This is a genomic window from Granulicella arctica, assembly GCF_025685605.1.
Lineage (GTDB): Bacteria > Acidobacteriota > Terriglobia > Terriglobales > Acidobacteriaceae > Edaphobacter > Edaphobacter arcticus.
In genome coordinates this window covers 829,666-845,378 of record NZ_JAGTUT010000001.1, presented here as the reverse complement: position 1 = coordinate 845,378, position 15,713 = coordinate 829,666, and the positions used below count along the sequence as shown (strand labels likewise).

Sequence of the window (15,713 nt, the reverse complement as noted above, 5' to 3'; positions counted from 1 at the left end):
TCGGGCATCGATGAACGCCTGCCGGCAGTGGCCAAAAACAACGTGCTAGTGCGAGGTGGCGGTGCCGCACCTCATCCTGAATTAATCCAGATGAGGGAGATGCACTAGGGGTTATCAGCATCGAGATACCACTCAGCCTTCAAAGAATCCTTTCGGTGAGAAGTGCACTCGGAATCGATCCATGCCTTGATCTGATTATCCACAGCACGCCTCAACGTGCAGGCTAGTCGTTCCAGCCGCGTCTATTCTGCTTGACAAGTGCAATGCAATCCGGCTAGCTTTCTTTCGGCTAATGAAACTACCTTTTCACCAGTGAGTAGCTAATCTGGTGAACGATTGCTTCTGGCCATACTCTGCTCTGAGATGGACTCTCAAACTATGCGAAACCTCCGTCGTTGCCTCGCCAGTTGCATGCTTCGTCTGCCCAGCCTTCTCAGACCATTTGTAGGGTCCCTAGCTTGTGGAGTTGCGCTGCTCAGCCTCGGTATAGCTGCCTTCGCACAGGTAAACGGCGCCGGAGACAAGCCCTACCTTGGCTGGAGTTCCTTCAGTCAGCAGACGATCGCCAGCGGCTTTCTCACACAGGCCAACATGCAGGCTCAGTCCGATGCCATGGCGTCGGCAGGCCTGACTGCGCATGGGTATCAGTACATCAACATGGATTCGGGTTGGATGGGCGGCTACGATGCGTATGGTCGTCCCGTTCCGAACACCACAACATTTCCGAACATCAAAGCGCTTGCGGATCACGTTCACTCGAACGGCCAGAAGCTTGGGATTTACTGGATCACGGGCGTACAGCAGGGCGATGCGCAGGCGAACTACCCGATTCTCGGCACACCCAACCATCTACAGGACATCCTGGCCCAGCCGCTGACGGCCGGCAATGCCTTCGGCTTTTACAAAATAGATTTCACCAAACCAGGCGCACAGGAGTATATGGACTCTGTTGTGGCATTGTTTGCGTCCTGGGGCATTGACTTCATCAAGATAGATGGTGTGACGCCGGGTTCGTACAACGACAATCTTAGTATCGACAACCGTCTCGACGTCGAAGCGTGGTCGAAGGCAATTGCCAAGACGGGCCGACCCATCTGGTTCACCATTTCGTGGGCTCTTGATTCTGACTACCTTCCTGTTTGGCAGAAGTGGGCCAATGCCAGGCGCATTGAGGATGATGTAGAGTGCGAGGGTAATTGCGGAACTACGACCGACTGGTCACGCATTTATCAGAGATTTCGGGAGCTTTCAGCATGGCAGTTTGCAGCGGGGCCGACCGTGGGTTGGAACGATCTAGACTCGCTCGACGTGATCAACGGCGCGCAAGACGGTCTGAGTGATGATGAGAAGCAGACAGCGTACTCCATCTGGGCGATGGCCAATGCCCCGTTATCCCTCGGCGGCGATTTGAGCAAGTTGGACGACACCGGAAAACGGCTTGCGACCAATGATGAGGTCAACGCGGTGCAGCAGACTGGAAAGCCTGCGATCCAAGTGCTTGGCGGTGACACTCAAGTATGGTCAATTCACAACGATGATGGCAGTTACTACGTCTCTGTCTCGAACATGTTGAGTGTGCCGGTTAAAATTTCCGTGCCATGGACGCTGCTCGGCTTTCGCAATGCGACGGCGGTGCGCGACCTATGGAGCCATCTTGACCTCGGTGCCGAGCTTCAAGAACTAACAACAACCGTTGTCGGCCACGGAACGCGCATGTTCAAAGTGTCCGCGGTGGGCAATGCTCCGACATTAGAAGGCACAAGCTACGAGGCCGAGGCCGCGACGCTTGGCGGATCGGCTTCCGCAGGCTCCTGCGATGCGTGCTCTGGTGGGGCGAAGGTCGGCAACTATGGCCTGAGCGCTACCAATGTGGTGACGTTTAACAATGTTCAGGCGCCACGCGATGGCAACTACTACATGCAAATCAATTCCATGACGCAGGGTCTGCGCTCGGTGCTTTATAGCGTCAACGGAGGGTTGCCACGCACGCTGGATTCGGGTGGTGGTAGCTTTGATCAGCCAGCCACCGCCACGGTAATCGTTCATCTTGAGCATGGAACCAACTCTATAGAGTTCCTAAACCCGTACAGCTATCCGCCGGATTTGGATCGGATAGTAATCCGCGGCAACGGCACGGCGCCCGATGTTACTACGCAGACCTACGAGGCAGAGCTTGCCACGCTAAGCGGAGGGACGAGCCCGACGTTTAGCAACTACTCCTCCGGTCTGGCGAAGGCGGGCAACGTAGGAGGCCTTGGCACTGTGACGTTTCCGAACGTAACTGTACTGCAAGATGGAATTTACCAGCTGGAGATCGACTATCAGACGCAGGGAGTACGGTCTCTATTCGTGGGCGTAAATGGTGGCACGCAAACAGAGCTCGACCTGAACGGAACTACCTTCAGTCAGCCCGCAACTACCTCCATCCCAGTACAGCTGAATGCTGGAGTAAACACGATCGTGCTGAACAATCCGAACGGACCTGCGCCGGATATCGATCGCATCGTGGTTGCACCAACTCTTGCTTCAGCGTCCTTAGGTGGACAGTTGACCGGCAAGGTCGCATTCGGAGGTCAGCAATTGTGGCTATTCCGCGTCAACAATACAGGATTAGGTACCGCAGCTGATGCGCGGCTTAATAGTGTCACCTTTCTACAGACAGCAGGTAAACCCTGCACGCCGAAGGTGGAGCTTCCGCTGCCGTTGCCTTTGGGTAATATTGCCCCTGGTTCAAGCCGCTCGTTGTTGCTGCCGATCAGCTTCGCGAGGTGCAGCGTAGGTGCGCACTTCATGACAGCCGTTACGTATTCCGCAGATGAAGGAGCCGAAGTAGGTACCACGAGCGGCACCGACCAACGCTAGCACACGGTCAAGCGGACGGCTCCTGAAATAATGTTCGCACGGTGCTGGCAGTGGGAGTTGAAGCTCTCCCTGGTGGTGCGGTGGGCACGTGTCCTTTAAACGAACGAGAATGATGCGGGGACCGATCTGATGACACAGTTGCCCAATCTACGTCAGTTTCTCCACCTTCTTGAAGCGGAGCAGAACGAGGCGAATCGGCTAGCCTGTACGTGCTATCTAGAGAAAGATGCCTGCGATTCGCCTAATTACGACATGCATTAGAGTACATGCGCAATACGTCCTTCACCTTGTCGACGACGAGTGAAACCGGATCACCGGCGATGAGGCCGGTGCGAACACGAGTATATTGGGCCGGCAGGTAGAGGCTCAACATGCTCTCCGGAATGACGTTTTTAACAAGATTGCTGAACAGACGCTCTACAGCAGATGCTATATCTGGGTAATGCCAGTAGTACCGCACCCGATCGCTGTAACTGAAGCGCCGCAGAAGCGCCTGCTGTAGGGCGTCTCCGGCGTAGTATGGTTGCCAAGCCTCTGGATGAGCCAGCATGGTCCGTTCGATGACTTGGCTGAGGAAAGACTGTTCCCCGGGATCGATGAGCAACGCTTCAATTGACTCGAGGCAGTCGAGCGCTTCGCGTAGGGCGAAGGTCAATGCTGGTCCTACCTTGAGAATTCCGAATCCGTCCTCGACGAGTTCGATGTAGGCTTGCGCCTTCTGGTAATCGGTGGAGTGGGCTTCAAAGACAATCTTCTCTGACTGAAGGCGTCGCCACTCGATGAGCTCTCGTGCTTTCGAACGCTGATAGTGAACTACACTATCGTGTTCAAACTCAACGCCGGGTTGAACCACCAATCCGATCACGCGCGTCCAGGCATCACCGAGATCATTTGAAAGGAAGGCTGCCCGGTGTACGGCCAGCGTACGAGCAGCGGCCTGCGGAGGGGTGATCGCTAGGCCATCCAATGGATGCGTGGCACCCCCTGGCGTTGGAACTTCTGTGCCAATGATGTAGACAGGTCTTTGGCCCTGTACGGGAGACTTTCTATGAGCTTCTTCGGCAGCACGACAAAGGCGTACGCTCCGAGCCGCGACATCCTCATCGCTAAGAGCGGGAGGGTCGCCAAAGCAGGACATACTCGTATCAAGATGGATTTTTGCGAAGCCAGCAGAGACATACGCAGTAACGAGGGTTTCGGCGTGCTGCATGGCTTGCTCGGCTGGGAGACTGCGCCAAGGATTGGGGCCGAGGTGGTCGCCACCTAGCAAGAGTTTCTCGGGAGCAAGTCCTGCTTTCGTGGCGATGTGCTCCGCGAAGGCGCGGAAATCTGCGGGAAGCATTCCAGTATACCCACCCATTTGGTTGACTTGGTTGCTAGTCGCTTCGACCAATAGGAGGGTGCCGTTTTCGACTGATAGCTCGGCAGCTGCTCGGATCACCAAAGGATGGGCAGAGCATACCGAGCAGATACCAGGCTGCGGCATGTCTGACTGTTGTAAAAGATGCTCTTGTAGCGTGGTGGTCATGATCAGCGATAGATTGTGAAGCTACTTACAACCCTGTTGATAACTCCTGCCGGGCTGGGAGTATCGGGACGCATCCCCAGAGCTATTGAATAGTAGAGGCCAAGAAGTTGACCAAAGATGACGTCAACCGGAGCGCGGTAGGCGTCCCCGAAATTACCATGAATGGAATGATAGGTATCACAAAAGGGGGCAATCTCAGCTTCGCAGCACTTCAGGCCAACGACAATAAGAGCAGCCGTAATCTTCTTGGACCGGATCTCGCGGATCAAGTCGGCCTCGTAGGGAAGACGCGTCCGATCGGAAGAGAGAAAGCAAATGAGGTCTGTATCTGCATTCAGAGCGGCCATAGGGCCATGTCGCAGGCCAAGTGAGGTTTGAGACATGGTCGAAACCTGACCGCCGGACATCTCAAGCACCTTGAGCGCAGATTCATTGGCAACAGCTGACAGTACACCTGAACCAATCATGCACAGGCGACGCTGTGTGCGTGTTGCAAGTTTTTCAGCTAATTCGGCGGAATCTTCGAGAAAGGTATGTGCGGCGATAATCATTGCCGAGAGAACAGGCTTGTATTCGTCAAAGCTCCACGCATGAGCGAGGCACTGGCCAAAGACGACCATGTTTGTGAAGGAACTTGTCATCGCCAGACTACGATCATTAACGGCGTCATCAAGGACTGCGGTGTAAGACTGAGCGTGACCAGCGACAAGAGCGGCCATGCGGGAGCGTGGATTGCAGGTGACGATGAGATGAGAGATGTCGGGATAGACCTCCAACGCCTGCTCAATCACGTTGACACCTTCCGGAGAGTCGCCCGAACGCGAGAAGGAGATCCAAAGGTAGCGTCTCCCTGGCACGATGTATTCCGCCATGCTCGGCAGCAGATCGGTGCTCGCAACTGCACTCGCCTCACAGCCCCATCGTTGACGGAATAGCAGGGCAAGCGATTCGCCGATATAGTCGGAGGTACCTGCACCCACAAGCATCACCACGGGGCGCATTTCGAGAGCGCTAGTAACACCTACATTTACCAGGAAGCTGCGGATCTGCTCTTGAGTCTCTTCGAAGAGGAGAGCTGTCTTCTGCCAGGTATGTGGTTGTTGAGCGATCTCCCGTGGCGTGAACAGTAAGCCGCGTGTCTCTTGCTCGGTGATTGATAGATCGAGCAGGTTAAGTAAAGCGCACACGATAGATTATCCTCGATCATCTAAACTGCTATTAAAAGAAATGAAACACAAGAAATAGTAACATATTGATGTGAGTACGAAGGCAAACAATAGACGCCGTTTGGAGAGAGACCATGGAACGCCGCTTTGATGTGACGATAGCCGGAGAGATCAATCTCGATCTGATCCTATACGGACTTCCGCAGCAGATGCCTGTAGAACGTGAGCTTTTGGCTTCAGGATTCGAGGTGACGCTTGGAAGTTCGTCTGCCATCGTTGCTCACAACCTCGCATCGCTCGGGATGAAAGTGGGTTTTGTGACGCGAACGGGTTCAGACGATCTCGGGAAGCTAGCACTCGCGCGCCTGGCGGAATCAGGTGTCGATCTTTCAGAGGTGCAGGCCGGTAGAGGGAGCGCTGGCACGGGTGTCACAATCTTAATGCCACATGGAAAGGAGCGGCATATTCTCACCTACCTCGGTACGATGGCGGAGATGGCTGCTGAGGATCTTCCGCTAAAGTATCTCTCATCCTCGCGGCACTTCCATCTTTCCTCGCTCTTTCTTCAACTTGCATTGCACCCAGGCTTGCCGACACTACTACGCGAGCTTCGAGCGGCGGGACTGACCATCTCGCTCGACACGAATGATGATCCAGAAGATAAGTGGGCCTTGGTTGGAGAACTTTTACCCCTGGTGGATATTCTCCTGCCAAGCGAAGACGAAGCCATGCGAATGACCAAAACCTCGACGCTCAACGAGGCACTGGGTATTCTCGGCAGAGCTGTGCCCCTCATCGTCGTGAAGTGCGGACCGCGCGGAGCACTTGTGCATCATCATGGGGTCAGCGAACTTGTGCCTGGAATCGCGGTAACTCCTGTAGACACGATCGGAGCGGGCGACAGTTTCAACGCCGGATTTCTGAGTGCATATCTGCGCGGGGCATCCCCGACGCAGGCTGCACACATGGGTAATATTACGGGTGCTCTGTCGACGCTTGCCCCTGGAGGCACCGAAGCGTTTCGGGATGCTGCAATGAGAGAGAGCTTCCTTAAGCGGTTCCAAACTTGAAAGGACGATCGCTTGAAGCGGCTCTCGAGCCGCCGTAACTAAATTGTTCTCCTTGTAGAACCACATCATTGGCCAGTCCGAGATGAAGATCGACAAGTGGATGCAGGTTCCATGCCTGGCGATTCTTCCGGCACCCAGCTGACCGCCACAGCACGATCAGATCAAGGCTGACGCAAGCGAGGGAGCAACCGGAGCGCGTTGTCGCGATAGATTTTTTTTAGAACGTCGTCAGGCAGGAATATACCGTAGATATTCCAGCGCCCTTGTCGAGAGGCATGGGACGGATATTCGAAGTACTCGTCCGCTGTCTCTAAAAAGCGATAGTAGAGGCGGTACATATCTACTTCGGGCAGTAGGTCGGTACCGAAGATGATGCGATCCGCATACTTTAAAAAGAAGGCGCGAGAAGTATAAGGTTGCCGCCCTAACTCCGGAGTTCGAGCGCTTATATCGATCTGAAGATTCGGCAGGGCGTCCAGTTGTTGAGCGAGATATGCGAGATCTTCGCCACTTTCAGCACAATGCGCCCCGACGAAGGTCGTTTTAGCATGCCGGGCGATCACTCGATTGCGCTGTTCGAGGAGATCGCGTTTTGTCACCGGAAGCCCATGAAAACCCCAGTCCGGGTGTGCGGCTAGCTCTTCATAACGTTCGTTATGGGCGTCGATCGGATCGAAGAAAGCGCTTGGATCAGAGGTGTGAAACATGACGGGCAAACCCAAAGTGCTGCATACTTCAAAAATCGGGCTGAAGCGTTCGTCGTCGATGCGCAGCAGGGAACCATCAGTATCTCTAAGGGTGAGGCCAAGATCTTTCCAGAACTTGATCCCGCAGGCGCCGTGATCAATCATTCTGCGCAGGCGATCCGTTGTCACCTGCACAAAGTCGTGCCGCTCTACTCCGCTCCAATCCATCCACCCAATCGATGAGAAACGATCCGGCGCATACCGGCGAAAATTATCCATGATCTCGAGTGCTTTTTGGCCAACCTGCATCGTGATGTTGACGATATGTTCTACACCGCACTGATCCATGACCTTTAGGACCTCTGCAGGTTGCATGGAATCGAGGTGGTTGTGATAGTCGATGACCGGGAAGCGTCCGCGCTCGGGTAGATGTACGGGTGATCGCAATGCCGAAAGGGGCTTAAAATCGCTCAGCCGCAGGTCTACCTCCGCAGTGGCACTCACCATATCGACGAACTTGTCAACCGCGGTGGTTGACCCTGCTCCTCGTAATTCCTGTTTCATATGTTCCTTTGCATTCCTTGGCTTTTTACTCTGATTGGTTGCGCACAGTATAGGAGTGGCATTGCGGGCACCGAAACAGCAATCGTGATTGTGAAATTGGATCACCGCTTGGACAAGATGAACTATTAAGGAGCAATGGCAACTTTGAAAGCTCGCTAATGAGATGAGGTAACCGAACCAGCATGTAGTTGAAACGCAACAAAACGTAAGTCATATTATCTTAACTTGATAGCTCGGCGCTTTTGTCTAGCGTGCAATTGGCGCCATAGCTGGAGCTAAGCACACCTTAGGCCCGCAGGGTCTCACAGAGGTATGGCGGTAACTTTGGCGTTAAGCTTTATTGCCGGCGATGTGAGCAACGGACAATCTGGCTTGATTGGGAAAGCCGATACAAGTATCAGCGGACAGAAACTACACGCCGCTGCAGAAGTAGGCGGTTGTAAGTAAGCTTTGCAGCAGTCTCGAAGAATTCTCGATCTGCATTCTGTAAAGCATTTATATATGGAACATGAATCTTCGTAATGCGGCATCTCTGATGACGGTCTTCGCCCTACTGTCCGTCAACATGTCCCTCGCAGCACAGGCGCTGAACGGCGACTTCGCCCGTGACCCGAAGCAACTGGCTGACGAAGAGTATGCGAAACACATGCAGCAATATACGACAGATCCTTCGTTCACTTCGCCGCTGGTCGATTATCTTCCTGCATCAAAGACCGTGCCGACCCCAATGAAGATCCTTGGCGATGTCGCAGGTGCTCCGGATATGCTGCCCTATGCAGAGGATGTTTACAAATATTTCCGTCTTCTTGCCTCAAGCTCCCCGCGCGTGAAGGTCTATACCATCGGCCACACTGAAGAGGGGCGCGAGATGATCGCTGCTGCCATTGCTGACGAGAACCTGCTCAAGAACATGAGCGAAAACAAGGAAAGGCTGGCCAAACTCGCCGACCCGCGAAGCATCGGCATGGATGACGCCAAGGCCCGAACCCTTGTAGACGCTTCTTATCCGGTCTACTACATCACGGGAACTATTCATTCACCCGAAACCGGGGCACCTACCGCTCTGATGGAACTCGCCTACAGGCTTGCTGTAGATGACTCTCCATACATCAAGTACATCCGTTCGCACATGATCGTTCTGATCACACCTGTAGTCGAGGTAGACGGTCGGGATCGCATGGTTGACATCTATAAGTGGCACAAAGCTAACCCTGGAAAGCAGTGGCCCAGACTGACATACTGGGGCCACTACGTTGCCCATGACAACAATCGTGACGCCATGGGCATGACGCTGAACCTCACACAGAACGTCCTCAATACCTATCTTGATTTTCATGCCCAGGTACTTCATGATCTACACGAATCTGTGCCATTCCTTTATGACAATACCGTCGGGGACGGTCCTTACAATGCATGGATAGATCCGACGCTTGCCGATGAATGGGCTGAGCTTGGCTGGAACAACGTCGCGCAGATGCAGGGCTTGAAGATGCCCGGGGTGTTTACTCATGGTGACTTCGACACATGGAGTCCCGGCTATCTAATGTTTCTTGCAGGATTGCACAACGGCATCAGTCGCCTGTACGAGACCTTCGGGAACGGTGGCGCCGATACGGAAAAGCGCATTCTGCAGCCTGAAGAATACTCTCGCACTTGGTATCGCCAAAACCCTCCCTTGCCGGTCGTCACCTGGTCGCAACGAGATAACAATAATTATGAAGAGACGGCACTGCTGACGACGCTCTCTTATTTTTCACAGCATGCGCATCACTTCCTTGAGAACTATTACATCAAGAGCAAGCGCGCCGAACAGAAGCCTTCGACCGATGGTCCGGCGGCTTACGTTTTTCCAGTGAACGAGTCGGAAGCTAATCGTCAGGTCCAATTGCTCGAAGTGCTGAAACGGCAACATCTCGAAATCAGCCAACTTTCTAGCGCGGTCACTACCTCGATTCCCGCGGCCAAGCGAGGCGACAAGCCGACGCAGGAGATCATTCCTGCGGGAAGTTTTGTTGTTCGACTCGATCAGCCGTACTCCCGCGTAGCTGACGCGCTGCTCGATCGACAGTACTGGGCGCCGGACGATCCGCAGAAGCACCCGTACGACGACACCGGATGGTCCTTCAGCCAACTCTTCAATGTCAAAGTCTTGCGCGTGACCGATCCGGCTTTCCTCAACGCGACTATGACTCTAGCGACAGATCTTTCCACCGCTTTAGGCAAACTCAATGGCGGTGGAACAGTCTTCGCCGTAGCGAACACAGGTCAGAGTTCCTTGCTGGCGCTGCTTTATAAACTGAAGAATGCCCATATCTCCGTCACCCAGAAAGCCTTTGATTCCGAAGGACAGCATTTCCCTGCAGGATCCCTGCTCATTGAAGACGCTTTAGAATCGGCTGTCACGCCGATCCTGAAGGAACTGTCACTGGATGGATCTAGATTGAGCGCCAAGCCGACCATCTCGACTCACCCTGCAGCAGCGCCTCGCATCGCTTTCATGCACTCCTGGCAGGCGACCCAGACGGAAGGTTGGTGGCGGTACGCCTTCGATAAAGCTGGCGTTCCCTTCGACTACATCAGCACCCAGACGATCACCGGCATGGACGATCTCCGCGGTAAGTACGATGTGATTGTCTTCGCTCCCATCGGCCGCGCTTCAACTCACGACATCATTGATGGAAGTCCCATGTACGGCAATGCTCTTCCGTGGCAGAAGACGGAACTTACGCCCAACTTAGGCCTGCTCGATTCGACGCCTGACACCAGACCAGGGATGGGCTATAGCGGCCTTCAGCATCTTCGAACGTTTATAGAGAAGGGTGGTCTCTTAATCACGTGTGAGGACACTGCGGAGTTTGCCATCGATACTGGCCTTGCGCCCGGCGTCAGTGTCGTTCCACGCGGCGATGCCCGGGTTACCGGAACGGTGCTCGACAGCATCTTCGTTTCGGTCGGTAGCCCCGTCGCATCTGGCTTTGGACCCACTGTCCCTGTGATGAGCGCAAACGGTCTTGCCTTCAATATCAGCAACACCCTCGGTCGCGCCAACGGTCGCGTTCTTATGGATCCTTATACGCAAAGGCCTACCGGTAGGGGGACGGTCGACGATAGTGACGCTCCACAAGGGCGGAAGAACAACATAGACCCTGAACCACTTATCAAACAACAGCCATGGGAAGCCAAGGTCCTCAACGAAGACCAGATGCGAAACAATTTGCTGGTCATTCCCAAGGAGTACAGACCTGAGGTGATTCTGCGCTTTAGTGACTCTAAGACCATGCTTCTCTCGGGTCTGCTCGATAAGCAGGCTTCGATCGCTGAACGAGCTATCGTGGTCAATGCTCACTTAGGTAAGGGAAATGTTCTCCTATTTGCGAACAATCCCGTTTACCGCGGAGAAACTGTCGGCACCTACCCACTTGTCTTCAACGCGATCATGAACTACGACCATCTGGGAGATGCTAACAAAGCAACAAAGTAGCATTCGTTGCCTCCCCGTAAGAGTCTTCTTCAGCCTCAATCTTCGCTGGAGGAGGCTTCCACTTTCAAGACGAACGCAATCTGGCCTTGACACAACATAGCGCCTGCTACTGGTCTCTTGCGCGGATTCTCACGATTTGCGATAAAGTGTAGTTATCACGATTCAATATGGGTGCCTCTTTCACCTTCGCCCCCGGCTTGCAGGATTCGTCCTGCGATGTCCCGGGAAGCACTCCATCATTCGTTATCCCGCAGCTCGATTCAGACTTCCATTTTCTGCATTTCTAGTGGTTATGTGAATTTTGTAAAGACAAGGTGATCTATCGTATGGGAATTTCCAGGCGTGATTTTTTGATGCGAGTCGGGCAGGCTGGTGGGTACAGCGCTGCGTTTGCAACCATGCAGTCTCTCGGGCTGATGCCAATGAAAGGTATACAGGCACAGGAGATCGCCGCTCCGGCAGGGGTTGGCAAGGGCGTGAAGGTAGTGGTACTGGGCGGGGGGATTGGAGGCCTGGTCTCTGCATACGAGTTGAAGAAGCTTGGGTACGATGTAACGCTGCTTGAAGCGCGGGAACGTCCGGGTGGGCGTGCCTGGACGGGCCGCAAGGGCGCCAAGGTCAAGTTTGTTGATGGCACGGAGCAGACCATTGCGTGGGAGGACGGGAACTATCAGAATCTAGGGCCGGCACGACTTCCGAGCACCCACTGGACGATGCTCGGGTACGCGCGCGAGTTGAAGGTCCCGATGGAAGTAGAGATAAACACCTCGCGATCGTCGCTCCTCCAGAACGATAAGGCGAACGGCGGAGCGGCGGTGCCCCAGCGGAAGGCGATCAACGATACGCGCGGCCATGTGTCTGAGTTGCTGTCGAAGTGTATCGCGCAGGGCGCTCTTGATTCGGAGATTACGAAGGAAGATCGTGATCGCATGACGGCGTTTCTGAAGGTCTATGGACCGCTGGATAAAACAGGCAAATATATTGGATCAGATCGGGCGGGGCTGAAAACGCCTCCCGGAGCCGGTTCGCAGCTTCCCGTTGTTGATGATCCGATGGATATGCACATGCTGCTCGATGAGAATTTCTGGAACAGCATGCTGTATGAAGAGACGTGGGACTGGCAGGCAACAATGATGCAGCCAGTTGGCGGCATGGACAGAATTGCGTTTGCGTTTGCTGCTGCTTTAGGCCCGGTAATTCAATTCAGCTCACCTGTAACTGCTATTAAAAAGACGGCAAAAGGTGTGCAGATTTCCTACACGCAAAACGGATCTGCGAAGCAACTGGAGGCAGCTTACTGTGTCTGTGCTATGCCGTTCTCGATGATCAAGAAGATTCCACATGACTTCTCTCCAGCATTCGCAAAGGTAATTGACGAAAGCACCATGGCGAGCAGCTATAAGGTTGCTTGGGAATCACGGCGTTTCTGGGAGCAGGACTATAACATTTACGGGGGTCTATCCTTCGTGTCGCAGGGGCCAAGTCCAGTCTGGTATCCAAGCTCGCGGCTGATGCACCCGACCGGTATCGTAGTGGCTGGTTATACCGATGAGGGAGCAGATCCGGCCTTCTTGAAGATGACGATGCAGGAGAAGTTCGCCGCGAGCCGCGGCACCATCGAGAAGCTGCATCCTGGCCATGGCAAGGAACTGACGAACCCGATCTTCTGTGGCTGGAAGCACATCGAGTGGAACGAAGGCTCGTGGATTCGGAGCTACGGCGGCGGCCTAAGCGGCTATGATGTCGTGATCCAAGCGGATGGGCCAATCTACTTCGCGGGGGATACCATCAGCCACATAGTTGGCTGGCAGGAGGGTGCGGCTCTGAGCGGTCGAAGAGCCGTATCGATGATCAGCGAGAAGGTGAAATCCGCAAAGCTCGCGGGCCTGCCCTCGGTAATTTCAGCTTGAAGTTTAGAAGTAGATGCACTTACCTAACCTGGTAGTTTTGCTGAAATGGAGATTTGAATGAAACGTAAATACATCTTAATGACTGCTGCACTGGTGATGTTCTCAGGCATAGTGCAGGCGCAAGTTATCGTGAAGCACATCCAAACGGATAAATCGCCGATCGCGACTGGCGTCTGGGCTGGTGATACCTATTATTTGAGCGGACAGCTTGCGTCGCCCATCACAGCAGCGGACACGGCTAAGGGTACTGCCGCTGATTATGGAGACACAAAAGCACAAGCGGCGAGTATCTTCTCAAAAATTCAGACGCTCCTAAAGGAACAGGGACTTGATATGAAGGACGTCGTAAAGATGACCGTCTTTCTGGGACCTGATCCCAAGACAGGCAAGCTGGACTTTGCTGGGATGCAATCGGAGTATGTCAAATACTTCGGCACCAAGGAGCAGCCAAACAAGGTAGCTCGTTCCGCTTTCCAGGTTGCCGCCTTGGCGGCCCCTTGGGCTTTGTTAGAAATTGAAGTGATTGCCGTACGAGGCAAGTAGATCTTTGATCCAGCAAGAGGGGCTCCCCGTGAGCCCCTCTTGCCTCGCGATCGCGGCGACTACTTCGCGGTTGCGATGGTTGTTTCAAGAGCCGGAGTTGTTTTTAGTTCTCGGGCACGTTGCTCGACTGCGCGCATGACGCGGATGAGATTTCCGCCGTAAATCTTCTTGATGTCGGTGGCTGTATAACCTTTCTCAAGTAATGCCCGGGTCAGGGCAGGGAACTTATCGTAGGAACTGAGTTCAGCAGGAACGCACCCAACCCCATCAAAGTCAGTGCCGATTCCGACATGATCGATACCGCCTATTTTGACTGCGTGATCGATCTGAGCGACTACGTCATCGAGGGTCGCTGGTGGCAGCTTCGCTGTCGATTCTTCTTCAAGCTTCTCTATGGCAGCCTCGCGTGCGACGGGATCCTCAATCTTCTGGGCTTCCATAAAGCGGGGGCGTAGCTCAGCCATGATGGGTTTTGAAGCATCCGAGTAACGCTGAGAGAGATAGGCGCAGTCGAAGTTGATCTGCATGGTGCCCCCCTTTGCTGCTAGCGCCTTGATCATCTCGTCAGTCATGTTGCGAGTGTGATCTGAGACAGCACGGCAGCTCGAGTGTGAGGCGATGATGGGTGCGGTCGACACTTCCAGTGCATCGAAAAACGTCTTGTCAGCAGTATGAGAGATGTCGACCATCATGCCCAGTCGATTCATCTCACGGACTACATCTTTGCCGAAGGGTGTCAGGCCGTTATGGTGTGTAACCTTGGGGTCATCAAAGTCGCCTTGTGAATCAGCCCAATTGTTGGTGTTGAAGTGAGTAAGCGTCATGTAACGCACGCCGAGCGCATAGTAATCCCGGAGGAGGCGGAGTGAATCCTCGATTGCGTGACCGCCTTCAATACCCATCAAGGCAGCAATTTTATGCTGCGCATGAGCGCGGATAATGTCGTCCGCGGTAGTTGCGTACACGAATTCATTAGGATGAGCAGCGATGACATCCGTGCGAACCGTATCGATCATTTGGAGTGCACGATTAGCTGAATGATTGTCTTTTGTGTACTCCGCACCTACATAGACAGCGAAGAACTCGGCGCCTAGAAAACCTTTCATGCGAGGCAGGTCGGTCTGACCGCTCTTGTTAGCCGTGGCAATGTCGTACCCCGCGACTGTCTTGGAAGTAATGTCATCATGGGTGTCGATCAATATGGCTTCGCTCGTGATGCGCGCGACCTCAGCATCGGTGATGTGAGTTGTTCGGGGCCGCTGGGCAGTGAGAGATATCGTCAATAGTGTGCTGAATGCGAATGCAGTGCGAAGAAGCTTTGACACTTTGCTTCCTTTCATAAAAGAGAGTTGCTCAATGTCTGTCGTCTCGCGACGGATTCTGGTGCAAAGGTGAAAGCTTCTGTAGGAGCGTTGCAGGATCTTGATTCCTTACTGTAACGTACGTCGTCGATCTATGTTGCGATCTCCTCGAACGTCGTCGTGGTGAAGTCCCAGGTTGTAAATGTCAATGCAGCTTGCAGAAAGTGAGACGTTTAACTTTCTTTATTGACAGCCTCATTGTAGTTCGCTAATCTCAAATACATCACCAAAAGGCTATCTCTCACATCAGTAGATCCTCTACTTAAGGATCTTTACCCCGAAGTGTATTTAGCTCCTTCCGTAGCAGGTAACTCGCAGCATTGGTACATTGATTTTCTATGTGCCAGTAGTCTAGTAAGTCAATTTACCTGTAGTGCCTCCGGCATGTTTTACGCTGGAGAGTTTCTCGCACAAATGTAGTAGAAGCCGAAGAGTTGTACCGGCACACGCTGACCTCTATCTACCGTTCGGTAGCGACACAATTAGCAGCTTCAGCAGAACTGTATCTGAAGACAGAATATTTCCGATCTTGACAGCGACCT

At 53.7% G+C, this 15,713-nt stretch carries 9 protein-coding genes; 5 read left to right on the top strand and 4 right to left on the bottom strand.

Translation table 11 applies throughout. The features are described from left to right. The first annotated feature begins 411 nt into the window (after nt 1–411). On the top strand, nt 412–2,862 hold the full coding sequence (locus tag OHL20_RS03425) for an alpha-galactosidase D (protein ID WP_263381815.1): 2,451 nt from the start codon (nt 412–414) through the stop codon (nt 2,860–2,862). A gap of 241 nt (nt 2,863–3,103) precedes the next feature. Here OHL20_RS03425 and OHL20_RS03420 read toward each other — a convergent pair whose 3' ends face one another. Both OHL20_RS03420 and OHL20_RS03415 read right to left on the bottom strand, forming a co-directional pair. Further along, nucleotides 3,104–4,390, bottom strand: a complete 1,287-nt coding sequence (locus OHL20_RS03420) for a D-tagatose-bisphosphate aldolase, class II, non-catalytic subunit (protein WP_263381814.1) — start codon at nt 4,388–4,390, stop codon at nt 3,104–3,106. A gap of 2 nt (nt 4,391–4,392) precedes the next feature. After that, complete coding sequence (locus OHL20_RS03415) at nt 4,393–5,577, bottom strand: SIS domain-containing protein (protein ID WP_263381813.1); 1,185 nt, start codon at nt 5,575–5,577, stop codon at nt 4,393–4,395. A 113-nt stretch (nt 5,578–5,690) separates the two neighbouring features. On the opposite strand from OHL20_RS03415, the gene OHL20_RS03410 reads away from it, so the two are divergent. Then, nucleotides 5,691–6,626: a carbohydrate kinase family protein gene (locus tag OHL20_RS03410; RefSeq protein ID WP_263381812.1), complete on the top strand. Its 936-nt coding sequence runs from the start codon at nt 5,691–5,693 to the stop codon at nt 6,624–6,626. Nucleotides 6,627–6,787: 161 nt separating this feature from the next. Here the strand turns inward: OHL20_RS03410 and OHL20_RS03405 are convergent, their stop codons facing one another. Beyond that, nucleotides 6,788–7,876, bottom strand: coding sequence for an amidohydrolase family protein (locus OHL20_RS03405; protein WP_263381811.1), 1,089 nt, complete (start codon nt 7,874–7,876; stop codon nt 6,788–6,790). Nucleotides 7,877–8,384: 508 nt separating this feature from the next. On the opposite strand from OHL20_RS03405, the gene OHL20_RS03400 reads away from it, so the two are divergent. The 3 genes from OHL20_RS03400 to OHL20_RS03390 all read left to right on the top strand — a co-directional run bounded on the left by OHL20_RS03400 (nt 8,385) and on the right by OHL20_RS03390 (nt 13,810). After that, nucleotides 8,385–11,357, top strand: coding sequence for a M14 family zinc carboxypeptidase (locus OHL20_RS03400; RefSeq protein ID WP_263381810.1), 2,973 nt, complete (start codon nt 8,385–8,387; stop codon nt 11,355–11,357). 326 nt (nt 11,358–11,683) lie between these two features. Continuing rightward, nucleotides 11,684–13,267, top strand: coding sequence for a flavin monoamine oxidase family protein (locus OHL20_RS03395; protein ID WP_263381809.1), 1,584 nt, complete (start codon nt 11,684–11,686; stop codon nt 13,265–13,267). A 57-nt stretch (nt 13,268–13,324) separates the two neighbouring features. Next, nucleotides 13,325–13,810 (top strand): Rid family hydrolase, encoded by a 486-nt coding sequence (locus OHL20_RS03390; protein WP_263381808.1) that lies wholly within the window; start codon nt 13,325–13,327, stop codon nt 13,808–13,810. Between the two features lie 59 nt (nt 13,811–13,869). Here the strand turns inward: OHL20_RS03390 and OHL20_RS03385 are convergent, their stop codons facing one another. Continuing rightward, complete coding sequence (locus OHL20_RS03385) at nt 13,870–15,135, bottom strand: dipeptidase (protein ID WP_263381807.1); 1,266 nt, start codon at nt 15,133–15,135, stop codon at nt 13,870–13,872. Nucleotides 15,136–15,713 lie beyond the last annotated feature (578 nt).